We start from the raw sequence: 17,832 nt of genomic DNA, 5'->3' as shown, positions 1-17,832 counted from the left end.
AAAAGCTCTGAGCGGCGCGCCGGCGTACGGCGGGACTAGCTGCCCGCCGTACGCCCGCGCGCAACCCGTTCCCCCCCCGCCCCCCCAGCCCCCCGGGGGGACCACCCCCCCCCCCCCCTGGGCGTGTGGCGCGGCCGGGCCCACCGCGCCCACGCCCGCGCCCAGCTGCCGCAGCAGGGCGACGTGCTCGCGCACATCGCCCTGCAGTGCGAAGACGCCGACGGGCGGCAGCAACCTACCAGCCACGCTCGGCGAGGCGGTGCGGTGCCGGCAGGTCGGCGACGTTGATGCCGACCATGGCCTCACCGAGGCCGCGCGATGCCTCGGCGACGATCGCGGGGTCGTTGTAGCCCGCTGTCGCCTTCACGATCGCCGCAGCACGCGCAACGGGGTTGCCCGACTTGAAGACGCCCGACCCGACGAACACGCCGTCGGCCCCCAGCTGCATCATGAGCGCGGCATCGGCCGGCGTCGCGACGCCCCCCGCGGTGAACAGCACGACGGGGAGCTTGCCGGTCTGCGCGACCTCAGCAACGAGCTCGTACGGCGCCTGCAGCTCCTTCGCGGCCACGTACCACTCGTCGGGGGTCTTCGCCGACAGGGCCCGGATCTCGCCGAGGATCGTGCGGATGTGCTTCGTGGCCTCCGAGACGTCGCCGGTGCCGGCTTCGCCCTTCGAGCGGATCATCGCGGCGCCCTCGGTGATGCGCCGCAGCGCCTCGCCCAGGTTGGTCGCTCCGCACACGAAGGGCACCGTGAAGGGCCACTTGTCGATGTGGTTGACATAGTCGGCGGGGCTCAGCACCTCGGACTCGTCGATGTAGTCGACTCCGAGAGACTGCAGCACCTGCGCCTCGACGAAGTGGCCGATGCGGGCCTTTGCCATCACGGGGATCGACACCGTCGCGATGATCTCGTCGATCAGGTCGGGGTCGCTCATGCGGGCAACTCCACCCTGCGCGCGGATGTCGGCGGGAACACGCTCAAGCGCCATGACGGCGACCGCTCCAGCGTCCTCCGCGATCTTGGCCTGCTCCGCGTTGATGACGTCCATGATGACGCCACCCTTGAGCATCTCGGCGAGTCCGCGCTTGACGCGGCTGGAGCCGGTCTCTGTAGTGCTCATCAGGGTTTCCCTTCGACGGATGGCGCGCGTGCGCGCGTATGCTTGAGGCCACATGATCACGTTGACCTAGGCCAAAAGATAGCATGGTCTAACATCCGTACACCCCGAGCGATGGACCGCACCATGACCCTCGAGATCACCGGCCGTTCGGCCGCAGAGATCGCCGCCAGCGTGCGCGGGCTGATCGAACGCGGGGCCTTGACTCCGGGTGACGCCCTCCCTCCGGTCCGCGATCTCGCAGACGACCTCGGCGTCAACCGCAACACGGCCATCGCTGCGTACCGCCAGCTCACACAGGCGGGCCTCGTCGTCACGCGCGGCCGTGCTGGCACCCGGGTTGCCGACCTGACCGCCGTCGCCCAGGAGGGCTTTGCGGCCGACAGCGTGCTGCGCGATGTGGCGACGGGCAACCCCGACCCGGCACTCATCCCCGATCAGTCGCGGGCTCTCGCCGGCGTCGTCGGCCACCGCGTGCTCTACGGCGAACCCGTCATCGATCGCGACCTCGAACGGTGGGCCGATGGGTGGATGCGCGCCGATCTCGCACCCGCCGACGTGCGACTGACGGTCACGAGCGGCGCGGCCGATGCTGTCGAGCGGCTGCTCTCCCAGGCACTTGTCCGCGACGACGCTGTCGCCCTCGAGGATCCGTGCTTCCTCACCAGCATCCATACGGTTCGCGTGGGCGGCTATCGTCCCGTACCCGTGCCCGTCGATGACGAGGGGATGACCGTTGCCGGGCTCCGGGCGGCACTCGAGCAGGGCGTTCGGGCCGTCGTCTGCACTCCTCGCGCGCAGAACCCCACGGGCGTGAGCCTGAGCGAGCGGCGGGCCGAAGAACTCCGCGCGGTGCTTCGCGAGCACCCGTATGTACTGGTGATCGAAGACGACCACTTCTCGATGCTGTCGCGCTCTCCCTTCCGTTCGCTCATCGGGCCCGAGCACAAGCGCTGGGCGCTCGTCCGCTCCGTCTCGAAGTTCCTCGGCCCCGACATGTGCCTCGCCGTGACGGCATCCGACCCCGACACCGCCGACCGCCTCGCGATGCGGCTCACGCCGGGCACCACCTGGGTGAGCCACCTGCTGCAGCGGCTGACCGTCGCCCTCATGTCTGACCCAACTGTTGCCACCGGCATTGCACACGCAGGGCAGCACTACGCCGACCGCAACGCCGCTTTCGCGGCTCGACTCACGTCGCTCGGCATCCCGACGCACGCCGGTGACGGCCTCAATCTGTGGGTGGCACTGCCCGTGGGGGCCCGCGAGGTTTCTGAACTGCTCATGCGCCGCGGGTGGCTGGCGCGAACGGGTGACGAGTTCTCGCTGGGCTCTGTGCCCAGCGCACACCGGCTGCGACTCACGGTGCACGACCTCGACGATGCCGACGCCGGCCGTCTCGCCGCCGACATTGCGGCAGCCGTGACATCCGCCGGCGGGCGGCTCAATCCACGCCGGATGGAATGATCGAGGGATGAAGGTCCTCTCCATCCAGTCCGCCGTCGCCTATGGGCACGTCGGCAACTCCGCCGCCGTGTTCCCCCTGCAACGCATCGGCGTCGAGGTCATGCCGGTCTACACCGTCAACTTCTCGAACCACACGGGATACGGAGCGTGGCGAGGCCCGCTCATCAGCCCGGACGACGTGCGCGACGTCATCACCGGAATCGAAGAGCGTGGCGTGTTTCCGACGATCGACGTGATCCTCTCCGGCTACCAAGGCTCGGAGGGGATCGCCGATGTCATCCTCGAGGCGGTCGCCCGCATCAAGGCGGTGAACCCCGACGCGATCTACTCGTGTGACCCTGTCATGGGCAACGCGAAGAGCGGATGCTTCGTGGCACCCGCGATTCCGGTGCTCTTGCGGGAGCGCGTCGTGCCCGCTGCCGACCTCATCACCCCGAACCAGTTCGAGCTTGGGTACCTCACCGGAACCGAGCCCGACACCCTCGAATCGACCCTCGCATCGGTCGACCTTGCGCGGGCGTCCGGCCCGCGCGTGGTTCTTGTGACGAGCGTCGAGCGTCCCGATCGCGACGACGGCACTCTCGAGATGCTCGCTGTCACCGACACCGGAGCGTGGATCGTCACCACGCCACAGCTGCCCCTGAAGGCCAACGGCTCGGGCGATGTCACCGCCGCGCTGTTCACCGCGCACTACCGCCGCACGGGTGACGCCGCCGATGCCCTCGCGCGCACAGCCTCGAGCGTGTTCGACTTGCTGACCAACACGCTGGAATCGGGCGAGCGAGAGCTGCAGCTCATCGAATCGCAAGAGGCCTACGCCCACCCGCAGATGCAGTTCACGGTACGCCAGGTGCGCTGAGCCGACCCGTCGGCAGAGCGGGACTCAGCGGGGCCAAGCCGCCGCGATCTGAACCCGCACCTCGTCGAGCAACCGCGGCATCGCCTTCGTGCCCGCAATGATCGGCATGAAGTTCGCGTCCGCGCTCCACCGCGGCACGATGTGCTGGTGGAGGTGACCGGCGATGCCGGCACCCGCCAGGCGGCCCTGGTTCATGCCGATATTGAACCCCTCGCAGCGCATCGTGGCCCGCAGAACCCGCATGGCGGTCTGCGTGAGCGCGGCGATCTCTGCTGCTTCGGCGTCCGTCGCCTCGTCGTAGAGCCCCACATGGCGGTATGGGCACACGAGCAGATGACCGCTGTTGTACGGGTACAGATTCAGCACCACGAAACAGAGTTCACCGCGTGCGACGATCAGCGACTGCTCGTCGGTGAGGTCGGGAGCTCGGCAGAACGGGCACGCCTCATCGCTCTCCTGTGCGTGGTGCGACTGGATGTAGGCCATGCGGTGCGGCGTCCAGAGCCGCTCGTAGCTGTCGGGCACGCCCACGAACCCCGAGGCCGGCTCAGCCTCGACGCCCCCGAGCGACGGCCGCTCCGCATCGTGATCGGTCATGGGCGGATGCTCGCTACAGCTCGCTCGAGCGCGTCGAGATCGCGGTGGTGATGCGCTGCACCGCGAGCTCGATCGGCACACCGTTGACCTGCGAGCCGTCACGGAACCGGAAGCTCACGGCGCCGTTCGCCACATCGTCGGCTCCCGCGATCAGCAGGTAGGGCACCTTCGCGGTCGTGTGCGTGCGGATCTTCTTCTGCATGCGGTCGTCGCTGCGGTCGACGTGCGCCCGCACGCCCGACGCCCTGAGCTGGTCGATGACGCCCTCGAGGTATTCCGCGTAGTCCTCGGCGACGGGGATGCCGACGACCTGCTCAGGCGAGAGCCAGGCGGGAAAGGCGCCTGCGTAGTGCTCAAGCAGAATGGCGAAGAACCTCTCGATCGACCCCAGCAGTGCCCGGTGAATCATGATCGGCTGCTGGCGCGTGCCATCGGACGCCGTGTACTCGAGCTCGAAGCGCTCGGGCTGGTTGAAGTCGAGCTGCACGGTCGAGAGTTGCCAGGTTCGGCCGATGGCATCCCGCGCCTGCACCGAGATCTTCGGACCGTAGAACGCGGCGCCGCCCGGGTCGGGCACGAGCTCGAGACCCGAGTCGACGGCGACCTCGCGCAGCGTCTCGGTCGCCTGATCCCACAGCTCATCGCTGCCGAACGACTTCTCAGGATTGCGGGTCGAGAGCTCGAGGTAGAAGTCGTCGAGGCCATAGCCGCGCAGGGTCTCAAGCACGAACTGCAACTGGCTCGCGACCTCGGCCTTCACCTGGTCGGGGGTGACGTAGATGTGCGCGTCATCCTGCGTGAGGCCGCGCACGCGCGTCAGGCCCGACAGCGTTCCGCTCTTCTCGTAGCGGTACACCGTGCCGAACTCCGCGAGCCGCAGCGGCAGCTCGCGGTAGCTGCGCCCGCGAGCCCGGAAGATCAGGTTGTGGAACGGGCAGTTCATGGGCTTGAGGTAGTAGTCCTGCCCCTGCCGGGTGACGTGGCCCTCGGCGTCGCGCTCCTCATCGAGGTGCATCGCGGGGAACATGCCCTCCTCGTACCACTGCAGATGACCGCTCGTCTCGAACAGGGCGCCCTTCGTGATGTGGGGCGAGTAGACGAGCTCGTAGCCGTTCGCCAGCAGGCGCTCGCGCATGAAGTTCTCGATCTCGGCCCGGATGATGCCGCCCTTGGGGTGGAAGACGGCGAGGCCGCTCCCGATCTCGTCGGGGAAGCTGAACAGGTCGAGCTCGACCCCGAGCTTGCGGTGATCGCGCTTGGCGGCCTCCTCGAGACGGCCGAGGTGCTCGCGGAGGGCATCCTTCGACGGCCAGGCCGTGCCGTAGATGCGCTGCAGCTGCGGGTTCTTCTCGCTGCCGCGCCAGTAGGCGGCGGCCACCCGCATCAGCGACCAGCCGTTGCCGATCATGCGCGTGTTCGGCAGGTGCGGCCCGCGGCAGAGGTCCTTCCAGTAGACCTCGCCCGTCTTGCCGTCGACGTTGTCGTAGATCGTCAGCTCACCCGCGCCGACCTCGACGCTCTCGCCGTCGGCCCCGTCTGCGGCCGCCCCCTTGAGCCCGATGAGCTCGAGCTTGTAGGGCTCGGCCGCGAGCTCGGCCCGCGCCTCCTCCTCGGTCACGACACGGCGAACGAAGCGCTGGCCCTGCCGGATGATGCGGTCCATCGCCTTGCTGAGGGCGCTGAGATCGTCGGTCGTGAACGGCGTCGCGACGTCGAAGTCGTAGTAGAAGCCGTCGGTGATGGGCGGGCCGATACCGAGCTTCGCCTCGGGATTGATCGACTGCACGGCCTGCGCGAGCACGTGCGCCGCCGAGTGGCGCAGGATGGCCAAGCCGTCGGGCGAACCGATCGTCACGGGCTCGGCCCGGTCACCCGGCTGCAGGCGGTGCGCGAGATCCCGCAACTGGCCGTCGACCCGCATCGCGACCACGGTGCGGTCGGTGAAGATGCCGAAGCCGTCGGTGGTCGTCTCGGCCACGACCGCCTCGATGGTGGGCGCGGGCGGGTCGACGACGTGCTCAGACACGGGGCTCCTTCAGGCTCGGGGTGACCGCATCAGCCTACTGGCGGTCGGCCGTGAGCCCGGTGGCCTCACCTGCAAGCGTAGGGCGCGACGGGTCGGTGCGCAGAACGCTCATGACGATCGCGTCATGGAAGCTCTCGCCCTGGCGCAGGGCGTCGCGCCGAACGCCCTCGCGGACGAATCCGACGCGCTCGTAGGTTCGGATGGCGCGCTCGTTGAACGCGTACACTTCCAGCTCGATGCGGTGGATGCTCGGCTCCTGCACCCGGTCGAACACGTATCCCACGATGAGCCGGGTCGCCTCGCTACCGATCCCCCGACCGCGCGCGGTCCGCGTGAGAGCGATACGGAATCCGCACGACTGGTTGTCGGGATCGACATCGTTGATCACGACCTCCCCCGCCCAGTCGCCCGTGGCGCGGTCGACGATCGCCAGGTCGAGCCGATCGGGCTGGGCCGCGCGCGACGCCGTCCACGCGTCGATCTGCTCGCGCGTGAAGGTCGCCGTCGTGCCGGTCAGGCGCATGGCCTCGTCATCATGCAGATCTGCCCACATGCTCGGAGCATCGGCGGCGACGATGGGGCGCAGGGTGACGCGGTCGCCGACCAGGGTCGGCTTGTCGGCGAATCGGATCATGGATCGAGCGTACTGAGAGCGTCGGGAGATCGGCCTCGCTCGCTCAAGCCCCCAGGACTCACCTCCCGGTTCGCGCCGCGTCGATCAGCCCGAGAACGATACCCACGCGTCGGCGACCAACTGCATCCACGCGAGCACGATCGGCCGGTCGAGCGCTGCCGCCCAGGCGATCGCGATCTGCAGTGCGGCGACGAGGTCGACGAGCACATTCGTCACCGGTGTGCGGGCACCGGGAATCAGGGCGATCGCCAGGAGTGTCAACAGGGTGAACGTGATGCCGGCCGCACCGGGGTGGAAGGCACCGAGCAGGAATGCCCCGTTGAGCAGCACGAACACGATGGTGGAGACGGGAATCGCCGCGGGCCGTCGCACGATCGCGGCCACGAGCCACGCGCTCAGAAGCGGGGCGACGATCAGCAAGCCGGTCGGCGTCGTGTACAGCGACTGTAGCGCTGTGATGCCGGTCGGGATACCCGCGAGGATTGATGACACGTCGTCCTGCGGCCAGGGGGTGCCGAAGAAGATCATGTTGAGGAAGACGATCGTCGTGAAGGCCCCGAGGGTGGGGAACGCGATGACGAGCATGTTCGCCGCTCGCAGCCCGGGCGCGGAGACCCGTCCGTGGCGCAGGAACGGCGTGGCCAGCACGGCGACGAGGGCGTACAGGATGCCGGACGGGTCGCTCAGCGCGGCCACCATGACGAGGATCCCCGCCCGGAAGCCCGACTCGGTGCTGCCCCAGTTGACGAAGCGCACGAGGTCGGCGAGGGCGAGCCCGAAGAACGTCATCGCGAGGAACCCCGGGAGGTTCTCGAGCGCGAAGTAGGCGAAGAGCGGGTTCGCCGCGAGCGCGAGAGTGAGGATGATGCCGGTAGATCGCGGTATCGCCCGTTGCGCGATGATCTCGGCGACCTTCTGCAGGAGGAACCCCGCGGCAACGGCGCCGATGATGCTCAGCCCGAGCCGACCGAAGGGGTTGCTCGCGGCGGTCAGGATGGAGACGTGCGGGTAGAGCAGAGCGAGCCACTCCGCATCACCGCGCGTCCAGTCAATGGCTGCAGCATCGAGGATGAGGTCGGCGTTCGGTGCCGTTTCGGGGTAGGGCACGAGCTCGAGGAGGAGCGCGAGGAGGATGAGCGGGGCCGAGAGGCCGAGCCGGAGCATCCATCGCGCGACCGGGTCACGCGGGAACGGGTCGGTCCGTGTGCGCGGTGCACGACGATCGGTGCGATCACGACGCAGCATGGGGGTCTCAGTCGTGCTGGACATGCGTCGTCAGACCGTGCTCGGTCTTCTCCCAGTAGTGCGGTTTGGTGAGGAGCTGCCAGAGACCCTTGTAGGCGGCGATCGAGTGCAGCAGCCAGTACAGCGGGTTGAGCAGTGCCCATAGAACGAGGTGGAAGGTGCCGCGCTTGTACGGGCCCATCATCGACAGGTAGATCATGATGACGTTGCCGATCACGAAGTTCAGCAGGGTCAACCAGAGCAACCAGATCGGGAACAGCTGAGCGAGGGCGTCGATCGGGAACACGATCGTCAGCGCCGTGATCAGGTAGAACGGGATGACGCCCAGGAAGGTCGCAGGTGTGCCGGCGATGAGGAGCACGAAGCTCAGGAAGCGACGGAGCCCGATCTGACGCACGAGCGCGATCGGCTGCCGGGCGTGCACGAGAGTCGTCTGCATGTACCCCTTGATCCAGCGCGAGCGTTGCCGGATGAAGTTCGGGATCGATGTGTTGGCTTCTTCCATCGTCGTCGAGTTGATGACCCCGACCCGATAGCCCAGCGCACTCGCACGGATCCCGAGGTCGGCGTCCTCGGTCACGTTGTACGGATCCCATCCCCCCAGCTCGATGAGGGCCGCGGTGCGGAAGTGGTTCGAGGTGCCACCGAGCGGGATCGGCAGGTCGCCGAGGTCGAGGCCGGCGAGCATGTAGTCGAACCAGTAGCTGTACTCGAGCGTGAACATGCGCGTGAGCGCGTTCTCGCGATCGTTGAAGTAGTTGAGCGAGGCCTGCACGCACACGGTCTCGGCGCCGCCGCGCTCGAAAGCGACGACCGCTTTCTTGAGTTGGTCGGGATCGGGGGTGTCCTCCGCGTCGTAGATCACGAGGAAGTCTCCCGTCGCGAAGTACAGGCCGACGTTGCAGGCGCGCGGCTTCGTCTGCGGCTGCCCCTTCGGGATCGTGACGATGCGGAAGTGCGGCGGCGGGTTCGAGGTGAGAACGGCATCCCGGGTCTCGTGGTCCTCCTCCTCGATGAGGATGAGCACCTCGAGCTTCTCGGTCGGGTAGTCGAGGCCGCCGAGGTTGCGGATGAGCTGCCCGACGATATTGGCCTCGCGGAACACCGGCACGAGCACGGTGTACCGCGGCAGCTCGCGTTCGACAAGCGCGTTCACCTGCGCCTTCGTCACGCGCTCGACGACGTCGTAGCGGGCACCGCGCATGGCGACGATGAACTTGAAGCTCGTGCCGGCGAGGAACACCAGGCTCGTGAGGGTGAGGAGCACGATGGCAGTCTCGACCGGTCGCAGCACGGCGGCGACCAGCAGCACCACCGCGCTCACCGCACCGATGACCTTCTGACTGCGGCTGAAGGTGATGCGCGCCGACATGGCGGGGTTCTGACGCCAGAGCTCGTTCGCCGCTTCATCGGCGATCTCCGCTCGAAAGAGCCGCAGGCAGGCGTTCTTGATGTCCCACGACGTCGTCGCGACGAACTGCACCTCGACACCGCCCAGCAACGCACGGATGCGCTCCACCCGTGCGGGTGCGACCCCGCGCGCGGTCGCGACGAAGACCGTGCCGGCATCGTTGCGGCGGATGGGCAGCCAGTTCTCGGCGAGATACGTCTGGCCGGGGAAGCGTCGGACGAGATCGTCGTCGAACTTCACCGCGTCGAGGTCGATCGGGTGGATTCCCCACGATGCGGCCTCGGCCAGGAGCAGAGACTCGGAGTCGAGCAAGCCCTCGCTGATGAGCACCTGGTCGATGTGGGCGCCCGTGCGTTCCTTGACCTGGCGGGCGAAAGCCAGGTTCTCGGGAGAGACCAGTCCGCTCTGCAGAAGCAGATCCGCGAACGCCTCACTGTCGGCGACGCGCGTCGCTGACATCTCTCCCCCCGGAGCCATGCCTCTAGCCTAGGCGCAGACAGCCGCGAACGCCCTCCCCACAACGGGGCGCGACACGACCCGTTACGTCACCGACACCGGCTCGAGTGGCCGCGCTCGCGACACGAGCGCAGCGACCACGATCGCCACCACGACACCGATGACGGTGCCGGCGATGTTCGCGACCAGGTCGCGCGGGTCGGAGATCCGCGCTGTCGGGATCTGCGCGATCTCGATCGCCGTCGTGAGCACAACGCCGGCGAGCACCGCCAGCCACCACCGACGGGGCCCCACGATCAACACGACGAGCGCGCCCCAGGGGACGAACAGCATGACGTTCGCTGCGAACTCGAACGATGATCCCGACGTCCACGTTGCGGAATCGAACCAGTCGCGCCAGGCGAGGATGCCGCGGTCAGCCTGCGAACCGGCGATACGCTGCGGCACGGGGCCGAGCGTGATCAGGAGCACGAGTGCCGTGTAGGCGACACCCAGAGCGAGGGCGGCGAGTCGAGGTGTCACCAGAGCATCCTCGCAAGAGGACCGATGATGGGGCTGAGTGTGGTGGGCGATACTGGGATCGAACCAGCGCGGTCGCGACAGCGACCGCGAGGTCACGGGGTCGAGAGAGACTGTGGTGGGCGATACTGGGATCGAACCAGTGACCTCTTCCGTGTCAGGGAAGCGCGCTACCGCTGCGCCAATCGCCCATTCGCATGGGGTGCTGCTCGTGCTGCTGTGTGAGGGGCTATCCGTGTGAGGTGGCGACGGGATTCGAACCCGTGTGCACGGCTTTGCAGGCCGCTGCCTCGCCTCTCGGCCACGCCACCGTGGGCAATAGCCCGCCTCACAGAGGGCCATTACTCGAGCGGATGACGAGATTCGAACTCGCGACCCTCACCTTGGCAAGGTGATGCGCTACCACTGCGCCACATCCGCATTTGCTCCCCAGGCTCGGGGTGCATCGAAACTCTAGCCCAACTTTTCCGTCTGGGCCAAACCGACCCGCGGCGGTGCGCCAGACGCTCGCCCTGCGTTCCGAACGGCCTCGCGGTTTGTGGCAAGATAGGGGCGCACGGGCGATTGGCGCAGTTGGTAGCGCGCTTCCTTCACACGGAAGAGGTCATCAGTTCGAGTCTGGTATCGCCCACCACGACCTCTCCTTGGGCCCTCAGGGCGCCGCTGAGCCGCCCCGCGCCCGCTCGTGCACCACGATGGTGCCGACCGCCGCCGCCCAGCAGAGCAGCCCTGATCCGGCCGCCCCGAGGCAGACCGCCAGCAGCGCGCCGAGCTGGCCGGCGACGAGCGCGGTCGAGCCCGTGGCGGCCATCCCGAAGCCGTCAGCCAGGAGCGCGAGGATGACTCCGCCGATGGCGGTCGCGACGATGACGGCGATCGCGCCTCGCCGGCCGATGTCGGTTCCCGCACGGGCGCGCACGACGATCGCCGCTCCCCCGGCGACGCCGATGACGACCGAGGCGCCGAGTGCCATGGGCGACAGGAAGGCCACGCCGAGCCCGACCGCCGCCCACGCGAGAACCGTGCCCGCGACGAGCCCGGAGGGGGTGCCGGGGCGACCGGCGATGCGTTCGATGAGCGTCCAGATGAGCGCGCCGAGCAGGAGCCCGACGACGGCATTGCCGAGGATACGACCGCTGGCCGCGTTGACGACGCGCTCGACACCGACCATCCAGGCCGACGCACCGAGCGTCACGAGGGCAGTCGCGATCAGGGCGCGGCGCAGCCCCACGGCCTGCGGTCTCGCGGAGATCTCGCGGGGCGGCACGGGCAACGCGTGCAGCACGATGAGGGATGCCGCGGCCGCCACGTGCGTCGCGAGCACGCCCGCATAGTCCACGGCACCGAACACCGTCTGCACGAGGGAGGGGACGGAGCCCACGACCGCGGCGAACACCGGCTGGTAGACGAGGATGCTCCAGATCGCGGCGAACACGGCGCCGCCGAGGCTGCCGAGCCGCATCGAGGCGAGCGCCGCGACCGACGCCGCGATCGCGGCCGCGAGTGCGGCGTCGAGCACGCGCCCCGGCCCGTCAACCGGCGCGGAGAGCAGTGCGTCCACCGTGAGCGAGGCGGCCCCGCCGACCAGGCCCGCTACCGCAGCGGCCGTGCGGCGGCCGCGGGTCGGCGGGAGGACCGTGAGCAGGCCGAGAGGCACCGCGAGCACGAGGGCGGCGCACACCAGCTGCAGAACGGCGTCGCTCGCGCCCATCAGCCCACCGTCCTCGTCCGATCCGCATCCGCGAGCGCGCTCCCCCGCACCGCCGAGGGGCGCTACTCCCTTGCGAGAGTAGCGCCCCGGTGCCCCGCGAGCGGGGTGGTGCAGCTGTGCTTACTTGGCGTCGAGAACGTACCCGGCCTCGCCGTGCACGATCGGGTCGATGCCCGCGATCTCGTCCTCCTCGGTGACGCGGAAGCCCATGGTCTTCTCGATCGCGAAGCCGATGATGTAGGCCATGACGAACGAGTAGATCATCACCGAGAATGCGGCGATCGCCTGCACGAGCAGCTGGGTCGCGTCGCCACCCGTGAAGAGGCCGACGTTATTGGCGAAGAAGCCCAGGTACAGCGTGCCGATGAGACCGCCGACGAGGTGGATGCCCACGACGTCGAGCGAGTCGTCGAAGCCGAGCTTGAACTTCAGGTCGACCGCGAGGGCGCAGAGCGCACCGGCGAGGACACCGAGCAGGATGGCCCAGCCCGGGGTCAGCGAGGCGCACGCCGGCGTGATCGCGACGAGACCGGCGACGGCACCCGACGCGGCACCGATCGAGGTCGGCTTGCCATCCTTGATCTTCTCGACGACGAGCCAGGCCAGCAGAGCGGCGGCCGGGGCGGCGATCGTGTTCATGAAGGCGAGGGCGGCGACGCCGTCGGCAGCGAGCTCCGACCCGGCGTTGAAACCGAACCAGCCGAACCACAGGAGGCCGGCGCCGAGCAGCACGAACGGCGGGTTGTGAGGAACGTGGGCACCCTTGGCGAACCCGACGCGCTTGCCGAGCACGAGCGCGAGGGCGAGGGCGGCGGCACCCGCGTTGATGTGCACCGCGGTGCCACCGGCGAAGTCGATCGCGCCGGCACCGAAGGTCTCCTGCAGGCCGTAGGTGATCCAGCCGCCGTCAGCGAACGAGCCGTCCTCGGCGAGGGTGAAGTTGAACACCCAGCTGGCGACCGGGAAGTAGACGAGCGTGGCCCAGACACCCGCGAAGACCATCCAGGCACCGAACTTCGCGCGGTCAGCGATAGCGCCCGAGATGAGCGCGACGGTGATGATCGCGAAGGTGGCCTGGAAGGCGGCGAAGGCCAGCGGCGGGAAGGCAGCGTCCTCGGGCACCTCGAGCAGGTTGGCGAGGCCGATCGCTCCGGTGTCGATGCCGATGAGGCCGTCGATGCCGACGTTGTTGGCGAAGGTGATCGCGTAGCCGTAGAGCACCCACAGCACGCCGATCAGGCCGATGGCACCGAAGCTCAGCATCATCATGCTGATGACGCTCTTGGCCTTGACGAGTCCTCCGTAGAAGAACGCGAGTCCGGGAGTCATGAGCAGCACGAGCGCTGCGCAGATGAGGAGGAAGGCGGTATTGCCCTGATCCATGTCAAACCTCTCTTACGTGGCAAAGGGACTGCCCGACTCGAGGACTCAGGTTCGGGACGAGACTCCCCCGGCGAGTCCGGGCACATGCACAGTGTCGAGTGAGGAGGTTTCGGCAGGAGTGTCGCGATGTTTCCCGGGCGTTACGCGACACCGCCGCAGGTAAACATCGCGTTTCGGGGATGCTCGAACCGGCTAGGAGGTCGCCCTGTCGTCGCCGTAGACGTCGGGGATTCCGTCGCCGTCGGCATCGACCTGCTCGTCAGCCAGTTGGCGCTTGTACTGGCGGTTGCGCGTGCCGAGGAGGATGACGGCCAGCACCGCGGCGATGAGCGAGCCCAGCAGGATGCCGACCTTGCCGATGTCGTCGAGAGCGGAGCCCTGGCCGAAGCTGAGCTCGCTGATGAGCAGCGAGACCGTGAAGCCCATGCCGGCGAGCAGCGCGAGACCGATGAGATCGACCCACTTCACACCCCGGGGCAGCGAGACGCCGGGCAGACGCGTGATGAGCCAGGTGGCGGCCGTGATGCCGACGGTCTTGCCGACGATGAGACCCGCCATGATGCCGAGGGCGATCGGGCTCGACACCGCGGCGACGAGACCATCCCACCCGCCGACCGCGACGCCCGCCGAGAAGAACGCGAACACCGGAACAGCGACCCCTGCGCTCAGCGGGCGGTAGCGGTGCTCGAAGATCTCGGCGAGCCCCATGCGGGGCCCGAGACCGTCGTCGTCGCCGCCCTTCGCGCGCACGGGAACGGTGAACGCGAGTAGCACGCCCGCGACCGTCGCGTGCACGCCCGATTCGTACATGAAGAACCAGACGACCATGCCGATCGGCATGAGGATGAACCACGCAGCCGTGGCCCGGAGCCGGAAGAACTCCTGATACCGCTGGGCGAGCAACCCGTACACGGCGAGACCGACGAACGAGGCGAGCAGGAAGAGCGGCTCGAGATCGGTGGTGTAGAAGAAGGCGATGATCGTGATCGCGATGAGGTCGTCGACCACCGCGAGGGTCAGCAGGAAGGTGCGCAGCGCGAGGGGTAGCGCCGTGCCCACCACCGCCAGCACCGCGAGCGCGAAGGCGATATCCGTGGCGACCGGGATCGCCCAGCCGCGCAGCGCCTCCGGCCCGTCGTCGATGACGATCGCGGTGTAGATGATCGCCGGCACGATGACACCGCCGATCGCCGCGACCACCGGCACGAGCGCCTTGCGCGGATCGCGCAGCTCGCCCGCGACGAACTCGCGCTTGAGCTCGAGACCGGCGAGGAAGAAGAAGATCGCGAGCAGGGCATCCGCCGCGAATTTGCCGACCGAGATCTCCCAGAACAGATCGCCGAACGTGATCTGCAGGTAGGTCGCCCGCAGCCCGAAGTACGCCTCGCCCCACGCGGAGTTGGCGACGATGAGCGCGAGCACGGTCGCCGCGAGGAGCAGGAACCCGCCGACGGTCTCGCGGCGCAGGATCCGCTCGATCCAGAGCGATTCCCGGTAGCGGCGCTCGGGGCCGCTCAGGGCCGCCGGCGGAACCGGAGCGGAGGGAGTCGGGTCGACGGAGGTGCTCTCGGCGGTCATGCGGCCTTCCGGGGGTCGATGATCTGGATGCTCCCGACGCACGCCGAGAGGCCGACCAGTCTTCCCGGCGCTCCGCAGTCGAGTCTACGCGGTGGTCAGCGCGATCATGCGCGAGGTCGCCCGCAGGTACTTCTTGCGGTATCCCCCCGCGAGCATCTCCTCGGGGAAGACCTGATCGAGCGGCACCCCCGTCGCGTGGATGCGCACCTGCGCGTCGTACAGCCGGTCGACGAGGGCGACGAGGCGCAGCGCATCCGTCTGGTTCGACAGCACCTCGACGTCGGTGAGCCCGATCGCGTCGAGGCCGCTGATGAGGCCGACGTACCGGCTCGGGTGCACGGTCGCGAGGTGGCGCAGCACGTCGCGGAACGGGTCGACCGTGACGCCGGCCGTCTCGGCGGCGATGCGCGCCGCGAACTGCTCGGGGGTCAACGAGACGGCGTGGCCCTCGATGTCGCGCTTGCGGTAGTCCTCGCCGTCGATGCGCACGGTCGTGAACCGGTCGGCGAGCGCGTGGATCTCGCGCAAGAAGTCTTGCGCCGCGAATCGCCCCTCGCCGAGCGCGTGCGGCGGCGTGTTCGAGGTGGCGGCGATGCGCGAGCCGCTCGCGACGAGCTCGCCGAGCAGCCGCGACATGACCATCGTGTCGCCCGGGTCGTCGAGCTCGAACTCGTCGATGGCGATGAGAGATGCACCGCGGAAGTGGGCGACCGCCTCGCGGTAGCCCAGCGCCCCGACGATCGCGGTGTACTCGATGAAGGTGCCGAAGTACTTGCGTCCGCGCGTGCGGTGCCAGAGCGCCGCGAGCAGGTGCGTCTTGCCGACGCCGAAGCCGCCGTCGAGGTAGACACCCGGCTTCGCGACGGGAGCGGTCGGCTTCCGTGAGAACAGCCCGCGGGCCGGTGCGGTGCTCTCGTTCACGAACGCGCGCATCGCCTCGACCGCGGCTGCCTGCGAGGGGTAGCGCTCGTCGGGCACGTAGTTCTCGAGGCTCGCGGTCGCGAACTGCGGCGGCGGGCTCAGGTGGCCGACGAGCTCGGCGGCGGTCATCCCGGGCTGACGGTCGATCAGTCGCGCCGCGGTCGTCGTGGGTTCCACCGTCATCGTTCGCCCTCGGGCTCGTCGCACTCCGTCACGTGAGGTCGGCGCCCAGCCGGAGTGCGTAGATTTCTCGGTGGGCGGTGATGACCAGTTTACCGCCGTGGAAAGAGGGCCCCATGACCGTCGCATTCGACCCGTCCGAGAAGTTCCAGGCCTACGCGCACCCTGAACGCCTCGTCTCGACCGCGTGGCTCGAGGCCCACCTCGACACCCCGGGGCTCGTGATCGTCGAGAGCGACGAAGACGTGCTGCTCTACGAGACGGGGCACATCCCGGGCGCCGTGAAAGTCGACTGGCACACCGAGCTCAACGACCCCGTCGTGCGCGACTACGTCGACGGAGCGGGCTTCGCGCGGCTCATGAGCGCCAAGGGCATCGCGCGCGACGCGACCGTCGTGATCTACGGCGACCGCAGCAACTGGTGGGCGTCGTACGCGCTCTGGGTGTTCACGCTGTTCGGCCACGCCGACGTGCGTCTGCTCGACGGCGGCCGCGACCGCTGGGTCGCCGAGGGGCGCCCGATGACGACGGAGACGCCCGCCCCCGCTGCCGTCGACTACCCGGTCGTCGAGCGCGACGACTCGGGCGTGCGCGCCTTCAAGGAGGACGTGCTCGCCCACCTCGGCAAGCCGCTCATCGATGTGCGGTCGCTCGAGGAGTACACGGGCGAACGCACGCACATGCCCTCGTACCCGCAGGAGGGTGCGCTGCGCGGCGGCCACATCCCGACTGCGGCGAGCGTGCCCTGGTCGCGCGCCGCGAACGACGACGGCACCTTCCGCTCGGCGGACGAGCTCAGCGCGATCTATCGCGACGAGGCCGGCATCGCCGATGCCGACGACGTCATCACCTACTGCCGCATCGGCGAGCGCTCGAGCCACACCTGGTTCGTGCTCGCGCACCTGCTCGGCGTGCCGCACGTGCGCAACTACGACGGATCGTGGACGGAGTGGGGTAGCGCCGTGCGCGTGCCGATCGCGGTCGGGGCCGAGCCCGGCGCCGCACCCGGCCGGTAGCCTGAGCGCGTGACCGACCTGCCCGCTCCGCTCGCCGAGATCCGCGACGACTTCCTCTCGTTCGGCGAGAAGGACCGCCTGCAGCTGCTGCTCGAGTTCTCGAACGAGCTCCCGGCCCTGCCCGAGCGCTACCGCGAGCACCCCGAGTTGCTCGAGCGGGTCGAGGAGTGCCAGTCGCCTGTCTACCTCTTCGTCGAGGTCTCGCCCGAGGGCCGCGTCGACGTGCATGCGACCGCTCCGGCCGAGGCGCCGACCACCCGGGGGTTCGCCTCCATCCTCGCGCAGGGTCTGAGCGGGCTCGACGCGGCGGAGGTGCTCGCGGTGCCCGACGACTTCCCGCTCCAGCTCGGGCTCACCGCCGCCGTGAGCCCGCTCCGGCTCAACGGCATGTCGGGCATGCTGTGGCGCATCAAGAGGCAGGTCGGCGAGAAGTCGGCCGCGTGATGCTGCGGCGCGTGGTGCCCGTCGAGGGCGGAGAGCTCGATGTCGATCATCCGGATGCCCGCCGCACGCTCCTCGACTGGTACGAGCCGCACTCCCCCGAGCACGTGCGGCTCACGTTCGTGTCGACACTCGACGGCCGCGCCGCTGGCGGCGATGGCACCTCGGAGTCGCTCACGACGCGCACCGACCGCATGATCCTCGGGGTCATCCGGCAGCATGCCGACGTCGTGCTCGTGGGCGCCGAGACCGTGCGCCGCGCGGG

At 68.9% G+C, this 17,832-nt stretch carries 16 protein-coding genes and 4 tRNA genes; 6 read left to right on the top strand and 14 right to left on the bottom strand.

Features of this window, described 5'->3' with window-relative positions; translation table 11 throughout:
- Window positions 1–235 precede the first annotated feature (235 nt).
- Window positions 236–1,126 carry a pyridoxal 5'-phosphate synthase lyase subunit PdxS gene (gene pdxS / locus ACTIE9_RS12595; protein ID WP_439565912.1) on the bottom strand — a complete coding sequence of 297 codons (891 nt, stop codon included), beginning with the start codon at window positions 1,124–1,126 and terminating at the stop codon, window positions 236–238.
- Window positions 1,127–1,249: 123 nt separating this feature from the next.
- On the opposite strand from pdxS, the gene ACTIE9_RS12590 reads away from it, so the two are divergent.
- Complete coding sequence (locus ACTIE9_RS12590; protein ID WP_439565914.1) at window positions 1,250–2,590, top strand: aminotransferase class I/II-fold pyridoxal phosphate-dependent enzyme; 1,341 nt, start codon at window positions 1,250–1,252, stop codon at window positions 2,588–2,590.
- Window positions 2,591–2,597: 7 nt separating this feature from the next.
- Window positions 2,598–3,449: a pyridoxal kinase PdxY gene (gene pdxY / locus ACTIE9_RS12585; RefSeq protein WP_439565911.1), complete on the top strand. Its 852-nt coding sequence runs from the start codon at window positions 2,598–2,600 to the stop codon at window positions 3,447–3,449.
- 24 nt (window positions 3,450–3,473) lie between these two features.
- On the opposite strand, the gene ACTIE9_RS12580 is transcribed toward pdxY, so the two are convergent.
- The 9 genes from ACTIE9_RS12580 to ACTIE9_RS12540 form a co-directional block, all read right to left on the bottom strand.
- Entirely contained in the window at window positions 3,474–4,046 is a 573-nt protein-coding gene (locus tag ACTIE9_RS12580; RefSeq protein WP_439565910.1) for an HIT family protein, read from the bottom strand.
- 13 nt (window positions 4,047–4,059) lie between these two features.
- A complete protein-coding gene (gene thrS, locus ACTIE9_RS12575; protein WP_439565913.1) occupies window positions 4,060–5,967 on the bottom strand; it encodes a threonine--tRNA ligase in 1,908 nt (635 codons plus the stop codon).
- A gap of 139 nt (window positions 5,968–6,106) precedes the next feature.
- Window positions 6,107–6,706: a GNAT family N-acetyltransferase gene (locus ACTIE9_RS12570; protein ID WP_439565909.1), complete on the bottom strand. Its 600-nt coding sequence runs from the start codon at window positions 6,704–6,706 to the stop codon at window positions 6,107–6,109.
- Window positions 6,707–6,790: 84 nt separating this feature from the next.
- Entirely contained in the window at window positions 6,791–7,975 is a 1,185-nt protein-coding gene (locus tag ACTIE9_RS12565; protein ID WP_439565908.1) for a hypothetical protein, read from the bottom strand.
- Complete coding sequence (locus ACTIE9_RS12560) at window positions 7,959–9,839, bottom strand: glycosyltransferase family 2 protein (protein WP_439565907.1); 1,881 nt, start codon at window positions 9,837–9,839, stop codon at window positions 7,959–7,961. The genes ACTIE9_RS12565 and ACTIE9_RS12560 overlap by 17 nt, the downstream gene beginning before the upstream one ends.
- A gap of 63 nt (window positions 9,840–9,902) precedes the next feature.
- A complete protein-coding gene (locus ACTIE9_RS12555; protein WP_439565906.1) occupies window positions 9,903–10,340 on the bottom strand; it encodes a VanZ family protein in 438 nt (145 codons plus the stop codon).
- Between the two features lie 113 nt (window positions 10,341–10,453).
- Window positions 10,454–10,528 (bottom strand) — tRNA-Val (locus tag ACTIE9_RS12550).
- A gap of 49 nt (window positions 10,529–10,577) precedes the next feature.
- Window positions 10,578–10,648: transfer RNA gene (locus ACTIE9_RS12545), tRNA-Cys, on the bottom strand.
- A 37-nt stretch (window positions 10,649–10,685) separates the two neighbouring features.
- Window positions 10,686–10,757 (bottom strand) — tRNA-Gly (locus ACTIE9_RS12540).
- 138 nt (window positions 10,758–10,895) lie between these two features.
- Here ACTIE9_RS12540 and ACTIE9_RS12535 point away from each other — a divergent pair.
- Window positions 10,896–10,971: transfer RNA gene (locus ACTIE9_RS12535), tRNA-Val, on the top strand.
- An 18-nt stretch (window positions 10,972–10,989) separates the two neighbouring features.
- Here ACTIE9_RS12535 and ACTIE9_RS12530 read toward each other — a convergent pair.
- The 4 genes from ACTIE9_RS12530 to zapE all read right to left on the bottom strand — a co-directional run bounded on the left by ACTIE9_RS12530 (window position 10,990) and on the right by zapE (window position 16,113).
- Window positions 10,990–12,048, bottom strand: a complete 1,059-nt coding sequence (locus ACTIE9_RS12530) for a hypothetical protein (RefSeq protein WP_439565905.1) — start codon at window positions 12,046–12,048, stop codon at window positions 10,990–10,992.
- Window positions 12,049–12,168: 120 nt separating this feature from the next.
- Window positions 12,169–13,431, bottom strand: a complete 1,263-nt coding sequence (locus ACTIE9_RS12525) for an ammonium transporter (protein ID WP_439565904.1) — start codon at window positions 13,429–13,431, stop codon at window positions 12,169–12,171.
- Window positions 13,432–13,623: 192 nt separating this feature from the next.
- The gene (gene nhaA, locus ACTIE9_RS12520; RefSeq protein ID WP_439565903.1) at window positions 13,624–15,009 is read right to left on the bottom strand and encodes a Na+/H+ antiporter NhaA; all 1,386 of its coding nucleotides are present in this window, start codon (window positions 15,007–15,009) and stop codon (window positions 13,624–13,626) included.
- Between the two features lie 84 nt (window positions 15,010–15,093).
- The gene (zapE, locus tag ACTIE9_RS12515; RefSeq protein WP_439565902.1) at window positions 15,094–16,113 is read right to left on the bottom strand and encodes a cell division protein ZapE; all 1,020 of its coding nucleotides are present in this window, start codon (window positions 16,111–16,113) and stop codon (window positions 15,094–15,096) included.
- 113 nt (window positions 16,114–16,226) lie between these two features.
- On the opposite strand from zapE, the gene ACTIE9_RS12510 reads away from it, so the two are divergent.
- From ACTIE9_RS12510 to ACTIE9_RS12500, 3 genes are all read left to right on the top strand, one after another.
- A complete protein-coding gene (locus ACTIE9_RS12510; RefSeq protein ID WP_439565901.1) occupies window positions 16,227–17,126 on the top strand; it encodes a sulfurtransferase in 900 nt (299 codons plus the stop codon).
- 9 nt (window positions 17,127–17,135) lie between these two features.
- Window positions 17,136–17,570 carry a SufE family protein gene (locus tag ACTIE9_RS12505; protein ID WP_439565900.1) on the top strand — a complete coding sequence of 145 codons (435 nt, stop codon included), beginning with the start codon at window positions 17,136–17,138 and terminating at the stop codon, window positions 17,568–17,570.
- The coding region (locus ACTIE9_RS12500; RefSeq protein WP_439565899.1) for a dihydrofolate reductase family protein at window positions 17,570–17,832 on the top strand (263 nt) is incomplete at its 3' end. The genes ACTIE9_RS12505 and ACTIE9_RS12500, both read left to right, overlap by 1 nt.

The organism is Microcella sp. (genome assembly GCF_051860105.1).
Classification (GTDB): Bacteria; Actinomycetota; Actinomycetes; order Actinomycetales; family Microbacteriaceae; genus Microcella.
The sequence above is the reverse complement of the archived record's forward strand: the minus strand, read 5'-3'. Positions and strand labels throughout refer to the sequence as shown.

Bases quoted from the DNA above. Each gene is read 5' to 3' on its own strand.
- ACTIE9_RS12530 (WP_439565905.1), bottom strand. From the start codon at position 12,048: ATGGGCGCGAGCGACGCCGTTCTGCAGCTGGTGTGCGCCGCCCTCGTG.
- ACTIE9_RS12560 (WP_439565907.1), bottom strand. From the start codon at position 9,839: ATGGCTCCGGGGGGAGAGATGTCAGCGACGCGCGTCGCCGACAGTGAG.
- thrS (WP_439565913.1), bottom strand. From the start codon at position 5,967: ATGCGGGTCGACGGCCAGTTGCGGGATCTCGCGCACCGCCTGCAGCCG.
- nhaA (WP_439565903.1), bottom strand. From the start codon at position 15,009: ATGACCGCCGAGAGCACCTCCGTCGACCCGACTCCCTCCGCTCCGGTT.
- ACTIE9_RS12510 (WP_439565901.1), top strand. From the start codon at position 16,227: ATGACCGTCGCATTCGACCCGTCCGAGAAGTTCCAGGCCTACGCGCAC.
- ACTIE9_RS12525 (WP_439565904.1), bottom strand. From the start codon at position 13,431: ATGGATCAGGGCAATACCGCCTTCCTCCTCATCTGCGCAGCGCTCGTG.
- ACTIE9_RS12565 (WP_439565908.1), bottom strand. From the start codon at position 7,975: ATGTCCAGCACGACTGAGACCCCCATGCTGCGTCGTGATCGCACCGAT.
- ACTIE9_RS12580 (WP_439565910.1), bottom strand. From the start codon at position 4,046: ATGACCGATCACGATGCGGAGCGGCCGTCGCTCGGGGGCGTCGAGGCT.
- pdxS (WP_439565912.1), bottom strand. From the start codon at position 1,126: ATGAGCACTACAGAGACCGGCTCCAGCCGCGTCAAGCGCGGACTCGCC.
- pdxY (WP_439565911.1), top strand. From the start codon at position 2,598: ATGAAGGTCCTCTCCATCCAGTCCGCCGTCGCCTATGGGCACGTCGGC.
- zapE (WP_439565902.1), bottom strand. From the start codon at position 16,113: ATGACGGTGGAACCCACGACGACCGCGGCGCGACTGATCGACCGTCAG.
- ACTIE9_RS12590 (WP_439565914.1), top strand. From the start codon at position 1,250: ATGACCCTCGAGATCACCGGCCGTTCGGCCGCAGAGATCGCCGCCAGC.
- ACTIE9_RS12570 (WP_439565909.1), bottom strand. From the start codon at position 6,706: ATGATCCGATTCGCCGACAAGCCGACCCTGGTCGGCGACCGCGTCACC.